At 73.5% G+C, this 12552-nt stretch carries 10 protein-coding genes; 1 reads left to right on the forward strand and 9 read right to left on the reverse strand.

What is annotated here, in order from left to right:
- Positions 1-88: 88 nt before the first annotated feature.
- From JK359_RS18755 to JK359_RS18785, 7 genes are all read right to left on the reverse strand, one after another.
- Positions 89-2947, reverse strand: coding sequence for an SCO1167/SCO6262 family helicase (locus JK359_RS18755; protein ID WP_201836982.1), 2859 nt, complete (start codon positions 2945-2947; stop codon positions 89-91).
- A gap of 307 nt (positions 2948-3254) precedes the next feature.
- Positions 3255-3836 carry a sugar kinase gene (locus JK359_RS18760; protein WP_201836983.1) on the reverse strand — a complete coding sequence of 194 codons (582 nt, stop codon included), beginning with the start codon at positions 3834-3836 and terminating at the stop codon, positions 3255-3257.
- Positions 3833-4978 (reverse strand): ROK family glucokinase, encoded by a 1146-nt coding sequence (locus JK359_RS18765; protein WP_201836988.1) that lies wholly within the window; start codon positions 4976-4978, stop codon positions 3833-3835. Before JK359_RS18765 ends, JK359_RS18760 begins: the two co-directional genes overlap by 4 nt.
- Positions 4979-5194: 216 nt before the next feature.
- Complete coding sequence (locus JK359_RS18770) at positions 5195-5965, reverse strand: ATP-binding cassette domain-containing protein (protein ID WP_307788174.1); 771 nt, start codon at positions 5963-5965, stop codon at positions 5195-5197.
- A complete protein-coding gene (locus JK359_RS18775) occupies positions 5962-7026 on the reverse strand; it encodes an ABC transporter permease (RefSeq protein ID WP_201836990.1) in 1065 nt (354 codons plus the stop codon). The genes JK359_RS18770 and JK359_RS18775 overlap by 4 nt, the downstream gene beginning before the upstream one ends.
- The gene (locus tag JK359_RS18780) at positions 7023-8027 is read right to left on the reverse strand and encodes a sugar ABC transporter substrate-binding protein (protein ID WP_201836992.1); all 1005 of its coding nucleotides are present in this window, start codon (positions 8025-8027) and stop codon (positions 7023-7025) included. Before JK359_RS18780 ends, JK359_RS18775 begins: the two co-directional genes overlap by 4 nt.
- 193 nt (positions 8028-8220) lie before the next feature.
- Positions 8221-8958, reverse strand: coding sequence for a GntR family transcriptional regulator (locus JK359_RS18785; protein ID WP_201837203.1), 738 nt, complete (start codon positions 8956-8958; stop codon positions 8221-8223).
- 130 nt (positions 8959-9088) lie between these two features.
- On the opposite strand from JK359_RS18785, the gene JK359_RS18790 reads away from it, so the two are divergent.
- Positions 9089-10111 carry a Gfo/Idh/MocA family protein gene (locus JK359_RS18790; RefSeq protein ID WP_201836994.1) on the forward strand — a complete coding sequence of 341 codons (1023 nt, stop codon included), beginning with the start codon at positions 9089-9091 and terminating at the stop codon, positions 10109-10111.
- Positions 10112-10193: 82 nt separating this feature from the next.
- On the opposite strand, the gene JK359_RS18795 is transcribed toward JK359_RS18790, so the two are convergent.
- Together JK359_RS18795 and JK359_RS18800 are read right to left on the reverse strand one after the other, a co-directional pair.
- Positions 10194-10880, reverse strand: a complete 687-nt coding sequence (locus JK359_RS18795; RefSeq protein WP_201836996.1) for a response regulator — start codon at positions 10878-10880, stop codon at positions 10194-10196.
- Between the two features lie 311 nt (positions 10881-11191).
- Positions 11192-12451, reverse strand: coding sequence for a sensor histidine kinase (locus JK359_RS18800; RefSeq protein ID WP_372445429.1), 1260 nt, complete (start codon positions 12449-12451; stop codon positions 11192-11194).
- Positions 12452-12552: the final 101 nt, after the last annotated feature.

The following is a 12552-nucleotide window of genomic DNA, read 5'->3' on the forward strand; positions in this document are numbered from 1 at the left end:
CCTGCGTCGTCGGGGCGGGCACCGTCGGCCGGGCGGGCGGCATCGACCGGACGGGCGGTGTCGGTCCGGTGGGGGGTGTCCGGGGCTGTCATGGCGTCCTCCGCAAGGAGACGAGGTCGGACAGCTCGCGGTCCGTCAGTTCGGTGAGCGCGGCCTCGCCCGAGCCGAGGATGGCGTCGGCCAGCGCGCGCTTGGCGGCGAGCATCTCGGCGATGCGGTCCTCGACCGTGCCCTCGGTGACCAGGCGGTGGACCTGGACGGGCTGGGTCTGGCCGATGCGGTAGGCGCGGTCGGTGGCCTGTTCCTCGACGGCCGGGTTCCACCAGCGGTCGAAGTGGATCACGTGGCCCGCGCGGGTGAGGTTCAGGCCGGTTCCGGCGGCCTTCAGCGAGAGGACGAGGACCGGGGTCTCACCGTTCTGGAAGCGGTCGACCATGCGCTCACGCTCCGGTACCGGCGTACCCCCGTGCAGGAGGTCCACGGGGACCGCCCGGGCGGACAGGTGGGCGGTGAGGAGGCGGGCCATGCCGACGTACTGGGTGAAGACGAGCGCCGAGCCGTCCTCGGCGAGCAGGGTGTCCAGCAGCTCGTCCAGGAGCGCGAGTTTGCCGGAGCGGGCCGCGAGCCGGTCGGCGCCCGCGTCCTCCTTCAGGTACAGCGCCGGGTGGTCGCAGATCTGCTTCAGGGCACCCAGCAGTTTCAGGACCAGGCCGCGGCGGGCGATGCCCTCGGCCGTCTCGATGGCCAGCATCGACTCGCGCACCACCGCCTCGTAGAGCGCGGCCTGTTCCCGGGTGAGCGGCACCGGGTGGTCCGTCTCGGTCTTGGGCGGCAGCTCGGGGACGATGCCCGGATCGGACTTCTTGCGGCGCAGCAGGAACGGCCGTACCAGCCGGGACAGGCGCTCCACCGCTTCCGCGTCCTCGCCGTTCTCCACCGCGCGGGCGTGCCGGGCGCGGAAGGACTTGAGCGGGCCGAGGAGTCCGGGCGTGGTCCAGTCGAGCAGGGCCCACAGTTCGGAGAGGTTGTTCTCCACCGGGGTGCCGGTGAGCGCCACGCGCGCGGGGGCCGGGATGGTGCGCAGCGCCTTGGCGGTCGCCGAGTAGGGGTTCTTCACGTGCTGGGCCTCGTCGGCGACGACCATGCCCCAGGGCTGCTCGGCGAGACGGGTGGCGGTGGAGCGCATGGTGCCGTAGGTGGTGAGGACGAATCCGCCGTCGAGGCCGTCCAGGGTGCGGCCCTGGCCGTGGAAGCGGCGGACGGGGACGCCGGGCGCGAAGCGGGTGATCTCCCGCTGCCAGTTGCCCAGGAGGGACGCGGGGCAGACCACGAGGGTCGGCTCGGGGCGGGCCCGCTTCAGGTGCAGCGCGATGAGCGTGATCGTCTTGCCGAGGCCCATGTCGTCGGCGAGGCAGCCGCCGAGGCCGAGGGAGGTCATCAGGTCGAGCCAGGCCAGGCCGCGCAGCTGGTAGTCGCGGAGGGTGGCGTTCAGGCCGGCGGGCGGAGCGGCGGGGTGCAGGCCCGCGGTGAGACGGTCGCGGAGGGCGGCGAGGGCGCCGACGGGGACGACGTCGACGGTCTCGCCGTCGACCTCGGCCTCTCCGGTGAGCGCCACGGAGAGCGCGTCGACCGGGTCGAGGAGCCCCAGTTCGCGCTTGCGGGCCTTGCGGACGAGCGCGGGGTCGACCAGCACCCAGCGGTCCCGGAGCCGTACGACCGGGCGGTGGGCCTCGGCGAGGGTGTCCATCTCGGCCTCGCTGAGCGGATCACCGCCGAGCGCCAGCTGCCAGCGGAACCGGAGCAGGTCCTCGCTCTCGAAGAAGCCGGTGCCGTCGGTCGCCGAGCCGGGTGCCGGGCGGACCACGGCGGCGGCGGTCAGGTCGCGGGCGAGGTCCCGGGGCCAGTGCACGGCGACCCCTGCGCCGGCCAGCCTGCTCGCCGCCACGCCGAGCAGCTCGCCCAGCTCCTCCTCGGACAGGGCGAGTACGTCGGGCACGTCCTGGTCCGCGAGGCGGTCCAGGGGTGCCCACACCCGGGCCGCGCGGCGGACGGCGAGGGCCGCGTCGACCCGCGCGCGGGGTCCGAACGCGGTGTCGGCGTCCCCGGCCCACAGCGCCGCCGCGTCGGCCACGAGCGTCGGGTCGGCGAGGCTGTGCACCTGCACGATCGCCGCCCCGGCGGCACGCATGCCCTCGCGGGCACCGGCGTCGAAGACGTCGTACGAGGACAGGTCCAGGCGGAGCGAGATCCGTACGCCCGCGTCCATGCCGGCGGCGACCTCGGCCGCCCACTCGTGGGCGTCGGGCAGGGCCTGGGGCTCACGGGCGGCGAACGGCCTGCCGACGGTGCAGGGGGCCGCGGGCGTGCGCGGCAGGGTGTCGGCGACCGCGTCCAGGAAGGAGCGGACCAGTGCTTCCGGCTCGGGCAGCCGGAGCGCGCCCGGGCCCGGGAGGGGCACGGCGTGGCCCTCGGGTGGCAGGGCCGCGGCGATCGCCCGCAGGTGGGCGATGTCGTCCGGTTCCAGCGGGCCGGCCCGCCAGGCGTCGTGCCCGGCCGGGGTCAGGCCCGGCAGCAGCCGGCCGCGGGCGACGAGCCGCAGCGCGTGCAGGGCGGCGGCGCCCCAGCAGGCGGTGGCCGGGTGGGCGGCCGGGTCGTGGCGGGCGCGGACCAGCAGCGGCAGGGCCTCGGCGAGCGGCAGGGTGAGGGCGGGCACCTGCCGGCGGCGTACGCCGGCGCCGTGGCGTCGTACGACCGTCAGTTCCTGCACGTCGCCCTGCTCGGGCAGCGGGTCCCCGGCGGGGTCCCAGAAGGCGAGGCGGCCCTCGCGCGGCAGGGGCGCGGGCAGGTAGACGGACGCGAGGCGCACCGGCACCGGGTGCCCGGCCCCGGTCCCCCGGGAGTCCCCCGGACCCCCCGTGCGCTCGGCCACCGCAGCCGTGCCGCTCATACGTCCTGCCACCTCCCGCCCCTGCATCGGATCAGACGTCTCCGACTCTACGGGCGGGGTCTGACAATCGGCTCCGGCACGGGGGCGGGGCCCCTCGCGGGGGGGGGCGGCTCCCCCGACACCGCGCGGGGCGGGAGCCCCGGGCCGAAGGGCGCTTCCCGGCGCCCCGGACGGGGCCCTTCCCGGCGGGCGAGGGGTCATTCCGGGGGCCGAGCCCGGCCGAAGGGCGCGTGTCGGAGCCCCGTGCGGAGCCCCTTCCTGTACGGCGGGGTGAGGGGTGTCCGGGGGCTGCTGCCCCAGGGCCCGGTCAGGGGACCGTGCGGGAGACCACGAAGACCATCGGGCGTTCGGGCTCGGACAGGTTCACGACGACGTCCTGGGTGGGTGCCGGGTTCTTCTGTGCGTGGGTCAGACCCCACCAGGGGCCGGGGCCGGTGAAGGTCCAGCCGCTGACCTTCCGGTCGCGTTCGCCGACCGTGATGTCGTCCTTCTTCAGCCGGTCCCGGCGCACGCCCATGGCCTCGAGGAAGCTGTCCAGGCCGGCGGGGTTGGTGCGGAACTGCACGTACAGGCGGCTGGTCTTCCAGTTGTTGGTCTCGTAGTAGGCGATGTCGTCGGCGGGGTGCGGGACGGTCACCTGGTAGAGGCGGCGCTGCACCTTCGACGGCCAGCCGGGGGTGAGGCCGGTCGCCGAGTACTTCGCCTCCTTGTCCTTGCCGCTGTTGCGGCTCTGGTTCGCGGAGATCACCAGGTAGCCGGCCGGGACGCCGATGAGCAGGACGATGATCAGCAGGGTGAGCGCCCTGCGCCTGGCCTTGTGGCGCGGGTCCTCGGCGGGCCGGTGCGGCTCGTCCGGCGGCGGGGTCTGGCGGGGCAGCGGCCCGGTCATGCCGTGTCCCGGTCCCGCCGGGCCTGGGCGTACCGCTCGTAGCGCTCGTACCGCTCCACCCGGCGGCGCTTGGCCCGGCGGAACCGGCGGGCGACCAGCCGGGCCAGGTCGGCGGCGCCCACCATGCCCGCCTCGGGGCCGAGCTGGGCGCGGGTGATGCGGGCCTCCGGGCGGTAGCCGCGACCGGTGAGGTGGCGTTTGAAGGCCTCCCGGGCCGGGCCGATGAGCAGGTCGTCGGCGGCGCTGACGCCTCCGCCGATGACGAAGCAGGAGGGGTCGAGGGCGGCGGCGAGGTTGGCGATGCCGACGCCGAGCCACTGGCCGATGTCCTGGAGCAGCTCCACGCACATCGCGTCGCCCTCGCGGGCCAGCTCGGTGATCATCGGTCCGGTGATGTCGCCGATGTTGCCCTTGACGTGCTCGATGATCCCGTACGCGACCGGCGAGTCGGCGGCGGCCAGCTCGCGCGCCTCGCGGACCAGCGCGTTGCCGGAGCTGTACTGCTCCCAGCAGCCGCGGTTGCCGCACGGGCAGCGGTGGCCGCCGGGCACGACCTGCATGTGACCGAACTCGCCGGCCACCCCGAACTTGCCGCGCTTGACCTGGCCGTCCTCCAGGATGGCGCCGCCGATGCCGGTGCCGAGGGTGATCATGACGAGGTGGTCCTCGCCGCGCCCGGCGCCGAAGCGCCACTCCGCCCAGGCGGCCGTGTTGGCGTCGTTGTCCACCAGGACCGGCACGGAGAGGCGGCTGGCGAGGCGGTCCCGGAGGGGTTCGTTGCGCCAGGACAGGTGGGGGGCGAACAGGACGCGGTTGCGATCGGCGTCGACCCAGCCGGCCGCGCCGATGCCGACCGCGTGCACGTCGTGCCGGTCGGACAGGTCCAGGACCAGTTCGGCGATGGTGTCCTCGACGACCTTGGGGCTCTTGGACTTGTCCGGGGTCTCGGTGCGGAGCATCTCCAGGATGTTGCCGTCGGCGTCCACGACGCCCGCCATGACCTTGGTGCCGCCGATGTCGATGCCGACCGTCGGCACCCGGGGTGCGGTCAGGTGGGAGCGGCGTTCCCTGGTCCCGACCGTACGGAGCACAGGTGCCCGGCGGGAGCCGATGGGGGCGGTGAGGTCGCGGTAGGTGCTCATCGTTGGTCGATTGTGCCGCACGCTCACGCCGGGTGCCGCGCGGGGCAGGGGGAGAAAGCGCGCGTTCGCCGCCGGGCGCGGCGTGCGAGGGCCGGCCACGCGTTCGTCGCCGCGGGCGGCGTGCGAGGGCTTCCCGCGCGTTCGTCGCCGGGCGCGGCGTGCGAGGGCCTGCCGCGCCCCCGCGGCACAGCCGCGCATCGGCACCTCCCGCGCCCCTCAGCCCCGCTGCAGCTCGTGGCGCAGAGCGTCCAGGTCGGATCCCCCTGCCATCTGCCGGGTCAGTTCGTCCAGGGTGATCTCGTCCCGTGTGTGACGGCCCGCCATCGTGCCGCGCCGCAGGAGTACGAACCTGTCCCCCACCAGATACGCGTGATGCGGGTTGTGGGTGATCAGAACGACGCCCAGGCCCTCGTCCCGTGCCGCGGCCACATATTTGAGGACCACACCGGACTGCTTCACGCCCAGTGCCGCGGTCGGCTCGTCCAGCACCAGGACCTTCGCGCCGAAGTGGACCGCGCGGGCGATCGCCACGCACTGGCGTTCGCCGCCGGAGAGGGTTCCGATGGGCTGGTCGACGTCCCGCAGGTCGATGCCCATGCGGAGCAGCGCCTCGCGGGTGGTGCGGCGCATGAGGCCGGTGTCCAGGCGCTTGAAGGGGCCGACGCCCTTGCGGGGCTCCGAGCCCAGGAAGAAGTTGCGCCAGACCGGCATCAGGGGGACGACGGCGAGGTCCTGGTGGACGGTGGCGATGCCGCGGTCCAAGGCGTCGCGGGGGGAGGCGAGGCTGGTCTCCTCGCCCTCGATGCGCAGGGTGCCGCCGTCGTGCCGGTGCAGGCCGGCGATCACCTTGATCAGGGTCGACTTGCCCGCGCCGTTGTCGCCGAGGACGCAGGTGATCTCGCCCGCGCGGACCTCGAGCGAGACGCCCTCCAGGGCGCGGACGCTGCCGTAGTGCTTGCTGACGCCGGTCAGCTCGACGAGTGTCACTTGGCGGCCTCCGCGCGCTTGCGGACCCAGGCGTTGAGCAGGGTCGCGAGGAGCAGCATCGCTCCGAGGAAGAACTTGAACCAGTCGGGGTTCCACTCGGCGAAGACGATGCCCTTGCTGGTCATGCCGAACAGCAGCGCACCGACGGCCGAACCGACGGCGCTGCCGTGGCCGCCGGTGATCAGGCAGCCGCCGATGACGGCCGCGATGATGTAGATCAGCTCGTTGCCCACGCCCTCGCCGGACTGGACGGCGTCGAAGGAGAAGAGCAGGTGCTGGCCGGCGATCCAGGCGCCGAGGGCGACGCCCGTGTAGAGGCCGATCTTGGTCCTCGCGACCGGGACGCCGACCGCGCGGGCGGCCTCCTCGTTGCCGCCGACGGCGAAGATCCAGTTGCCGGTGCGGGTGCGCAGCAGGATCCAGGAGGCGAGGGCGACCAGGCCGAGCCACCACAGGACGGTGACCTTGACCGCGACGCCGCCGACGGTGAACGTCGAGGCGAAGACGGCGTGGGCGCTGGGGAAGCCCTCCATGTCACCGATGGTCTTGGTGGAGACCGTGCCGTCGATCAGCTTGGTGAAGCCGAGGTTCATGCCGGTCAGCATCAGGAAGGTGCCGAGCGTGACGATGAAACTGGGCAGCCCGGTGCGGGTGAGCATGAAGCCGTTGAAGGCACCGATCGCGAGGGTGACCAGCAGCGACACGCCCACGCCGACCCAGGTGTTCGCCGTCATCTGGTAGCTGAACATCGAGGAGATCAGCGCCGAGGAGGTCACCAGGACGCCGGCGGACAGGTCGAACTCGCCGCCGATCATCAGCAGGGCCACGGGTACGGCCATGATCCCGATGGTCGAGGAGGCGTACAGGACCGTGCTCAGACTGGGGGCGCGCAGGAAGCCGTCGGCGGCGAGGGCGAAGAAGACGAAGACGGCGAGGGCGCCGACGAGGGAGCCCAGCTCGGGGCGTGCGAGCAGCTTCCGCAGCGGCGACCTGCGCAGAAGCCTTTCGTCGGCCGGTGCGACCGCCTTCTCGTCGCCGGCGGGTTCGGCGGTCGTGGTCATCGCGTGCCCCGCTCGGTGTACGCCGCCAGTGCGGACGCCTGGTCCTTGGTGATGATCTGCGGGCCGGTGAGGACCGGCTTGCCGCCGCCGAGGACGTCGCCGTTGTACTTGTACAGCCACAGCAGGTCGACGGCCTGGTAGCCCTGGAGGTACGGCTGCTGGTCCACGGCGAAGCCGAGGGTGCCGCTCTCGAGCGAGGCCGCGACCTTGGCGTCGAGGTCGAAGGTGTCGATCTCGGCCTTGCTGCCCGCGTCCGTCTTCGCCTTCGCGGCGGTGTCGGCGTAGGGCGCGCCGAGGGTGACGACGGAGTCGATGGACTTGTCGGCCTGGAGCTTGGCCTCGATCGCGGACTGCACGTCGGGCATGTTGGTGCCGTTGACGTACAGCTTCAGCAGGCTGCCGCGGAAGGTCTCGGCGACGCCGTCGCAGCGCTGCTCGTGACCGACGTTGCCCTGCTCGTGCAGGACGCACAGGGCCTTCTTGCGGCCGCGCTCGTTCAGCTCGTCGCCGACGGCCCGGCCGGCGATGGTCTCGTCCTGGCCGATGTGGGTGAGGGCGCCGAAGGCCTTGGACTCCTCGGAGCCGGAGTTCACCGTGATCACCGGGATGCCGGCCTTCTCGGCGCGGGCCACCGCGGCCTTCATGGCGTCCGGCTTGGCGAGGGTGACGATGATGGCGTCGACCTTCTTGTCGACGGCCGCGTCCACCAGCTGGGCCTGCTGCTGGGCCTCGTCGTCGTGCGAGTACAGGAACTTGATGTTGTCCTTGCGGGCGGCCTGCTCGGCTCCGCTCTGCACGATGTCCCAGAAGGTGTCGCCGTCTCCCGAGTGGGTGATCATCGCGAACGTCCAGCGCGGGGTGTCCACCGCCGCCCTGTCCTGGGCGGCGGCGGCCTTGCGGGCGTCCTCCGCCCGCTTGCCTCCGGTGCTGCTGCACGCCGCCAGGGACACGGAGAGTGCCCCCGCCAGCGCTATGCCTACCCAGGTCCGAAACCGTGCCACGAGGCCGTGCCCTTCTTGCTGTTCTCTTCCGACATGCGCAAGGGGCGGGCGACCTCACCGTGGGTGTGTCCCGGCGGCGACCTCACCAGCCCCAAACGCTTCAGTATCGAACACAGGGAACGCCCATGACACGGCCGGGGACGACATACCGGTCACATTGTCCGGACATTGCGACGAACGCCCGGGGGTCCCGTCAGGGGCGGACGAGCAGCTGGAACTCGAAGGAGTACCGGCTCGGCCGGTAGGTATGGTCGCCGAACTCGACGGCCCGGCCGGTGTCGTCGAAGGTGGTGCGCTGCATGGTGAGCAGCGGGGCGCCCTCGGCCTCGGCGAGCCGCTCGGCCTCGGCTGCGGTGGCACCGCGGGCGCCGATGGACTGGCGGGCACTGTGCAGGGTGATCCCGGTGGACCGCATGAGCCGGTACAGGCCGGTGGCCTCCAGCTGCTCGGTGTCCAGGTCGAGCAGGCCCGGCGGCAGGTGGTTGATCAGGTACGCCATCGGCTCGCCGTGGGCGAGCCGGAGCCGCTCGATGCGGTGGACGTCGCCGCCCTCGGTGACGCCGAGCGCGGCGGCGACCGTGGCGGAGGCCGGTACGACCGTGTTGACCAGCACCTTCGTGGCGGGGCGCTGACCGGCCGCCTCCAGGTCGTCATAGAGGCTGCTCAGCTCCAGCGGGCGCTTGACCTGGCTGTGCACGACCTGGGTGCCCACGCCCCGCCGACGGACGAGGAGCCCCTTGTCGACGAGGGACTGGATGGCCTGGCGGACGGTCGGCCGGGACAGGCCGAGCCGCGCGGCCAGCTCGATCTCGTTGCCCAGCAGGCTGCCCGGAGTGAGGCTGCCCTGCTCGATGGCGGCCTCCAGCTGCTGGGAGAGCTGGAAGTACAGCGGCACCGGGGAGCTACGGTCCACGCGGAGATCGAGCGGCACGGTCGGGTCCACATCTGGTTTCGGCACGGGCCCGAGCGTAGCCCCGTGCATGGTTGACGGGAAGTTGTGTAGTCCGGTTGTCCGGACATACACATTGACAGGGTACGGGCTCCGCCCTCACTTTGTTTCCATGCGCATCGGGGTCATCGGTACGGGCCGCATCGGCACCCTTCACGCGAGGACGCTCAGCCGGCATCGCGAGGTCGGATCGCTGATCCTGACGGACGCGGATCCCGCGCGGGCGCAGGGGCTGGCCCACCGGCTGGGCGAGACGGCGGCGCCCGGCGTGGACGAGATCTTCAAGTGGGGCGTGGACGCCGTGGTGATCACCACGGCCACCGCGGCCCACGCCGAACTGATCGGCCGGGCGGCACGCTCGGGCCTGCCGGTCTTCTGCGAGAAGCCCATCGCCCTCGACCTGCCGGGCACGCTCCACGCCCTGGCCGAGGTGGAGACCGCCGGGACCGTGCTGCAGATGGGCTTCCAGCGAAGGTTCGACACGGGCTACGCCGGCGCCCGGGAGGCCGTGCGCACGGGCCGGCTCGGCCGGCTGCACACCGTACGCGCCATGACCTGCGACCAGTCACCTCCCCCTGCGGAATGGCTGCCGCAGTCCGGCGGGCTCTTCCGGGACACGCTGATCCACGACTTCGACGTGCTGCGCTGGGTGACGGGCCGCGAGGTGACCGACGTGTACGCCACCGGCTCGGACGCCGGTCCCGCGATGTTCCGCGAGGCCGGTGACGTCGACACGGGCGCGGCGCTGCTCACGCTGACCGACGGCACCCTGGCCACGGCCACGGCGACCCGGCTGAACGGAGCCGGCTACGACGTGCGCATGGAGCTGGCCGGGGAGCAGGACACCGTGGTGGTGGGCCTGGACGACCGTACGCCCCTGGCGTCCACCGAACCGACCGGGCCGCCGCCCGCCGACAAGCCCTGGCCGGGGTTCCTGGAGCGGTTCGGGCCCGCCTACACGGCCGAACTCAACGCCTTCGTCGAGGTCGTGCGCGGCGAGCGGGCCAACCCCTGCGACGGCACGGAGGCGTTGCAGGCCCTGCGCATCGCCGAGGCCTGCGAGATCTCCCGTCGGGAGCGGCGGCCGGTGGCCCTGGCGGAGGTGCCGGACCGCGAGCGGCCCCCCTCCGGCTGAGCGGCGGCGGCAGGCACGGCCGTCACCCGCCCCCACAGCTTGGGGGCCGGGCCGGTGACGGGACGGCGCTCACGGCGGACCGCTACTGCCCGTCGTCCCCGGCGTCCTCCAGCCACCCGGCGTCGTACGCGAGGAGGGCGATCTGCACGCGGTTGTCGAGGCCGACCTTGGCGAGGATCCGGGACACATGGGTCTTGACGGTGGCCACGCTCATGAAGAGTTCGGCGGCGATGCCGGCGTTGGCGAGGCCGCGGCCGACGGCGACGGCGACCTCCCGCTCGCGGTCGTTGAGCACCGCGAGCCGTTCACGCGCGCGCGTGTGCCGGGTGTCGGCGGCGGCGCCGGCCGCGTGCCGCATCAACTGCCGGGTGACGGCGGGCGACAGCACGGGGTCGCCCGCGGCGACGCGGCGCACCGCGGCCACGATCTCCGCGGGCGGGGTGTCCTTGAGCACGAAACCGGCGGCACCGGCGCGCAGGGCGTGCAGCACCTGTTCGTCGGCGTGGAAGGTGGTGAGCACCACGACCTGCGGGGCGTCGGGGCGCGCACGCAGCCGCCGGGTGGCGGTGAGTCCGTCCACCATCGGCATGCGGATGTCCATCAGGACGACGTCCGGCCGGGTGCGGCCCACCAGTTCCTCGGCCTGCGCCCCGTCGGCCGCCTCCCCGACGATCTCGATGTCCTCGGCCCCGCCGACCATCAGCGCCAGGCCGGCGCGTACGAGGGGGTCGTCGTCCACGAGGAGGAGTCTGATCGGCGTCGCAGTCATGGGACTACGAAATCACGCTTGCCGAGCCCGCGTTTCACGGCCGGTGTCACGGCTCCTCGCCGGCCCGGAGCAGCACGCCGCGGCCGGGCGCGCGGGCGAGGGGAGGCCGACTGGCGTCGGCCGCACGGCTGGAGCCGACCGCGATCCCCCTCCCGGGGACACCGAGCGGCCCGGTGCCACACCCACGCCCGTACGTCCGCTGAACCGCGGCCGGTTCAACCCCACCGCAGCCACGCCCGTACGCCCGCTGAACCTCGGCCGGCTCAACGCCACCGCACCCACGCCCGTACGCCCGCTGGACCTCGGCCGGTTCAGCCCCACGGCAGCCACGCCCGTACCTCGAACCCGCCGTCGGGACGCGGGCCGTGCTCCAGGTGGCCGCCCGCCAGGGTGGCCCGTTCCGTGAGGCCGATCAGGCCCTGGCCGGAGCCGGGGACCGGCGGCACGTCGGCGGGTGGGCCGGGGTTGGTGACGGTGATCGTCAGGCCTTCGCCGGGGGCGCCGGTGAGGCGGACCGTGACCTCGGTGCCGGGAGCATGTTTGCGGGCGTTGGTGAGGGCCTCCTGGGCGATGCGGTAGGCGGTGCGGCCGACGGAGGCGGGGACGGCGGCCGGGTCGGGGACGCGGTGGTCGAGGGTGACCTTCATGCCGGCCTCGCGGGACTCGGCGACGAGCGCGTCGAGCGCGGCCAGCGTCGGCTGGGGGCGCCCGCCGGACGGCTCGTCGGCCTCGCCGGCGCGCAGGACGCCGATGATCTCCCGCAGGTCCTGGAGGGCCTCGTGGGCGCTCTCCCGGATCACCCCCGCGGCCCGCGCGATCTCCTCGCGGGGCGCGTCCGGCCGGAACTCCAGCGCGCCCGCGTGCACGCTGAGCAGGGTGAGCCGGTGGGCCAGTACGTCGTGCATCTCGCGCGCGATGGCCTCACGAGCCAGCCGCTGGGCCTGCTCGGCACGCAGCCGCGCCTCGGTCTCCGCCCGGTGGGCCCGGTCCCTGAGGCTCAGCATCAGCATCCGCTTGGAGCGGACGAACATGCCCCAGCCGGTGATCGACAGGGTGAGCAGCGCGGTGAACGCGACGACGCCCGCGTAGGGCAGGTCGGGGTCGGGCCGCAGCCAGTAGAACAGCGGCACCAGCGCGAGGTCGGCGCCGCCGATCCAGGCCACGTACCGGAAGGGGCGGTGGACGGCGAGCGTGAACAGGGCGACCATCGCAGCGCCGCCGGAGGTGTTGGACAGCAGGCCGACCGGGATCATGGCGACGGCGAGCCCGACCGGCCAGCGGCGGCGCAGCCAGACGGCCGCGCAGGACAGTGCGCCCAGCGTCTGGTCGAGGACGGCGAGGGAGTGCGGCAGACCGGGTTCGTCGGGCAGGGACTGGGCGGCCGCCAGGCCGAGGAGGACGGCCAGCAGGAAGCAGGAGAAGTCGACGACCCAGTCGCGCGCCGTGCGCTTCGGCCGCCGGCCGGAGGCCTCCCCCGCGGCCGGCTCCAGCTCGTGGATCAGGGCGGAGGGGAACAGCCAGCGGCGGACGGCGAACTCGTGCGGCGTCCGTATCCGCTCCTCGTTGCTCACGGTCGACAAATCTACGCACGGATCACGCCGTGCCGCTGCGGGTGCACGGGATCACCGACCAAAGTCGCGGCACCGTGGACTTTCGGTGCGGCCGTACCGGG

This window comes from Streptomyces actinomycinicus (assembly GCF_016741775.1).
In the GTDB taxonomy this organism is placed as follows: domain Bacteria; phylum Actinomycetota; class Actinomycetes; order Streptomycetales; family Streptomycetaceae; genus Streptomyces; species Streptomyces actinomycinicus.

What these genes read in the sequence shown, in the direction of transcription:
- JK359_RS18760 (WP_201836983.1), bottom strand. Translation starts at nt 3,836, where the DNA reads ATGACCGGGCCGCTGCCCCGCCAGACCCCGCCGCCGGACGAGCCGCAC.
- JK359_RS18795 (WP_201836996.1), bottom strand. Translation starts at nt 10,880, where the DNA reads ATGACTGCGACGCCGATCAGACTCCTCCTCGTGGACGACGACCCCCTC.
- JK359_RS18790 (WP_201836994.1), top strand. Translation starts at nt 9,089, where the DNA reads ATGCGCATCGGGGTCATCGGTACGGGCCGCATCGGCACCCTTCACGCG.
- JK359_RS18755 (WP_201836982.1), bottom strand. Translation starts at nt 2,947, where the DNA reads ATGAGCGGCACGGCTGCGGTGGCCGAGCGCACGGGGGGTCCGGGGGAC.
- JK359_RS18765 (WP_201836988.1), bottom strand. Translation starts at nt 4,978, where the DNA reads ATGAGCACCTACCGCGACCTCACCGCCCCCATCGGCTCCCGCCGGGCA.
- JK359_RS18775 (WP_201836990.1), bottom strand. Translation starts at nt 7,026, where the DNA reads ATGACCACGACCGCCGAACCCGCCGGCGACGAGAAGGCGGTCGCACCG.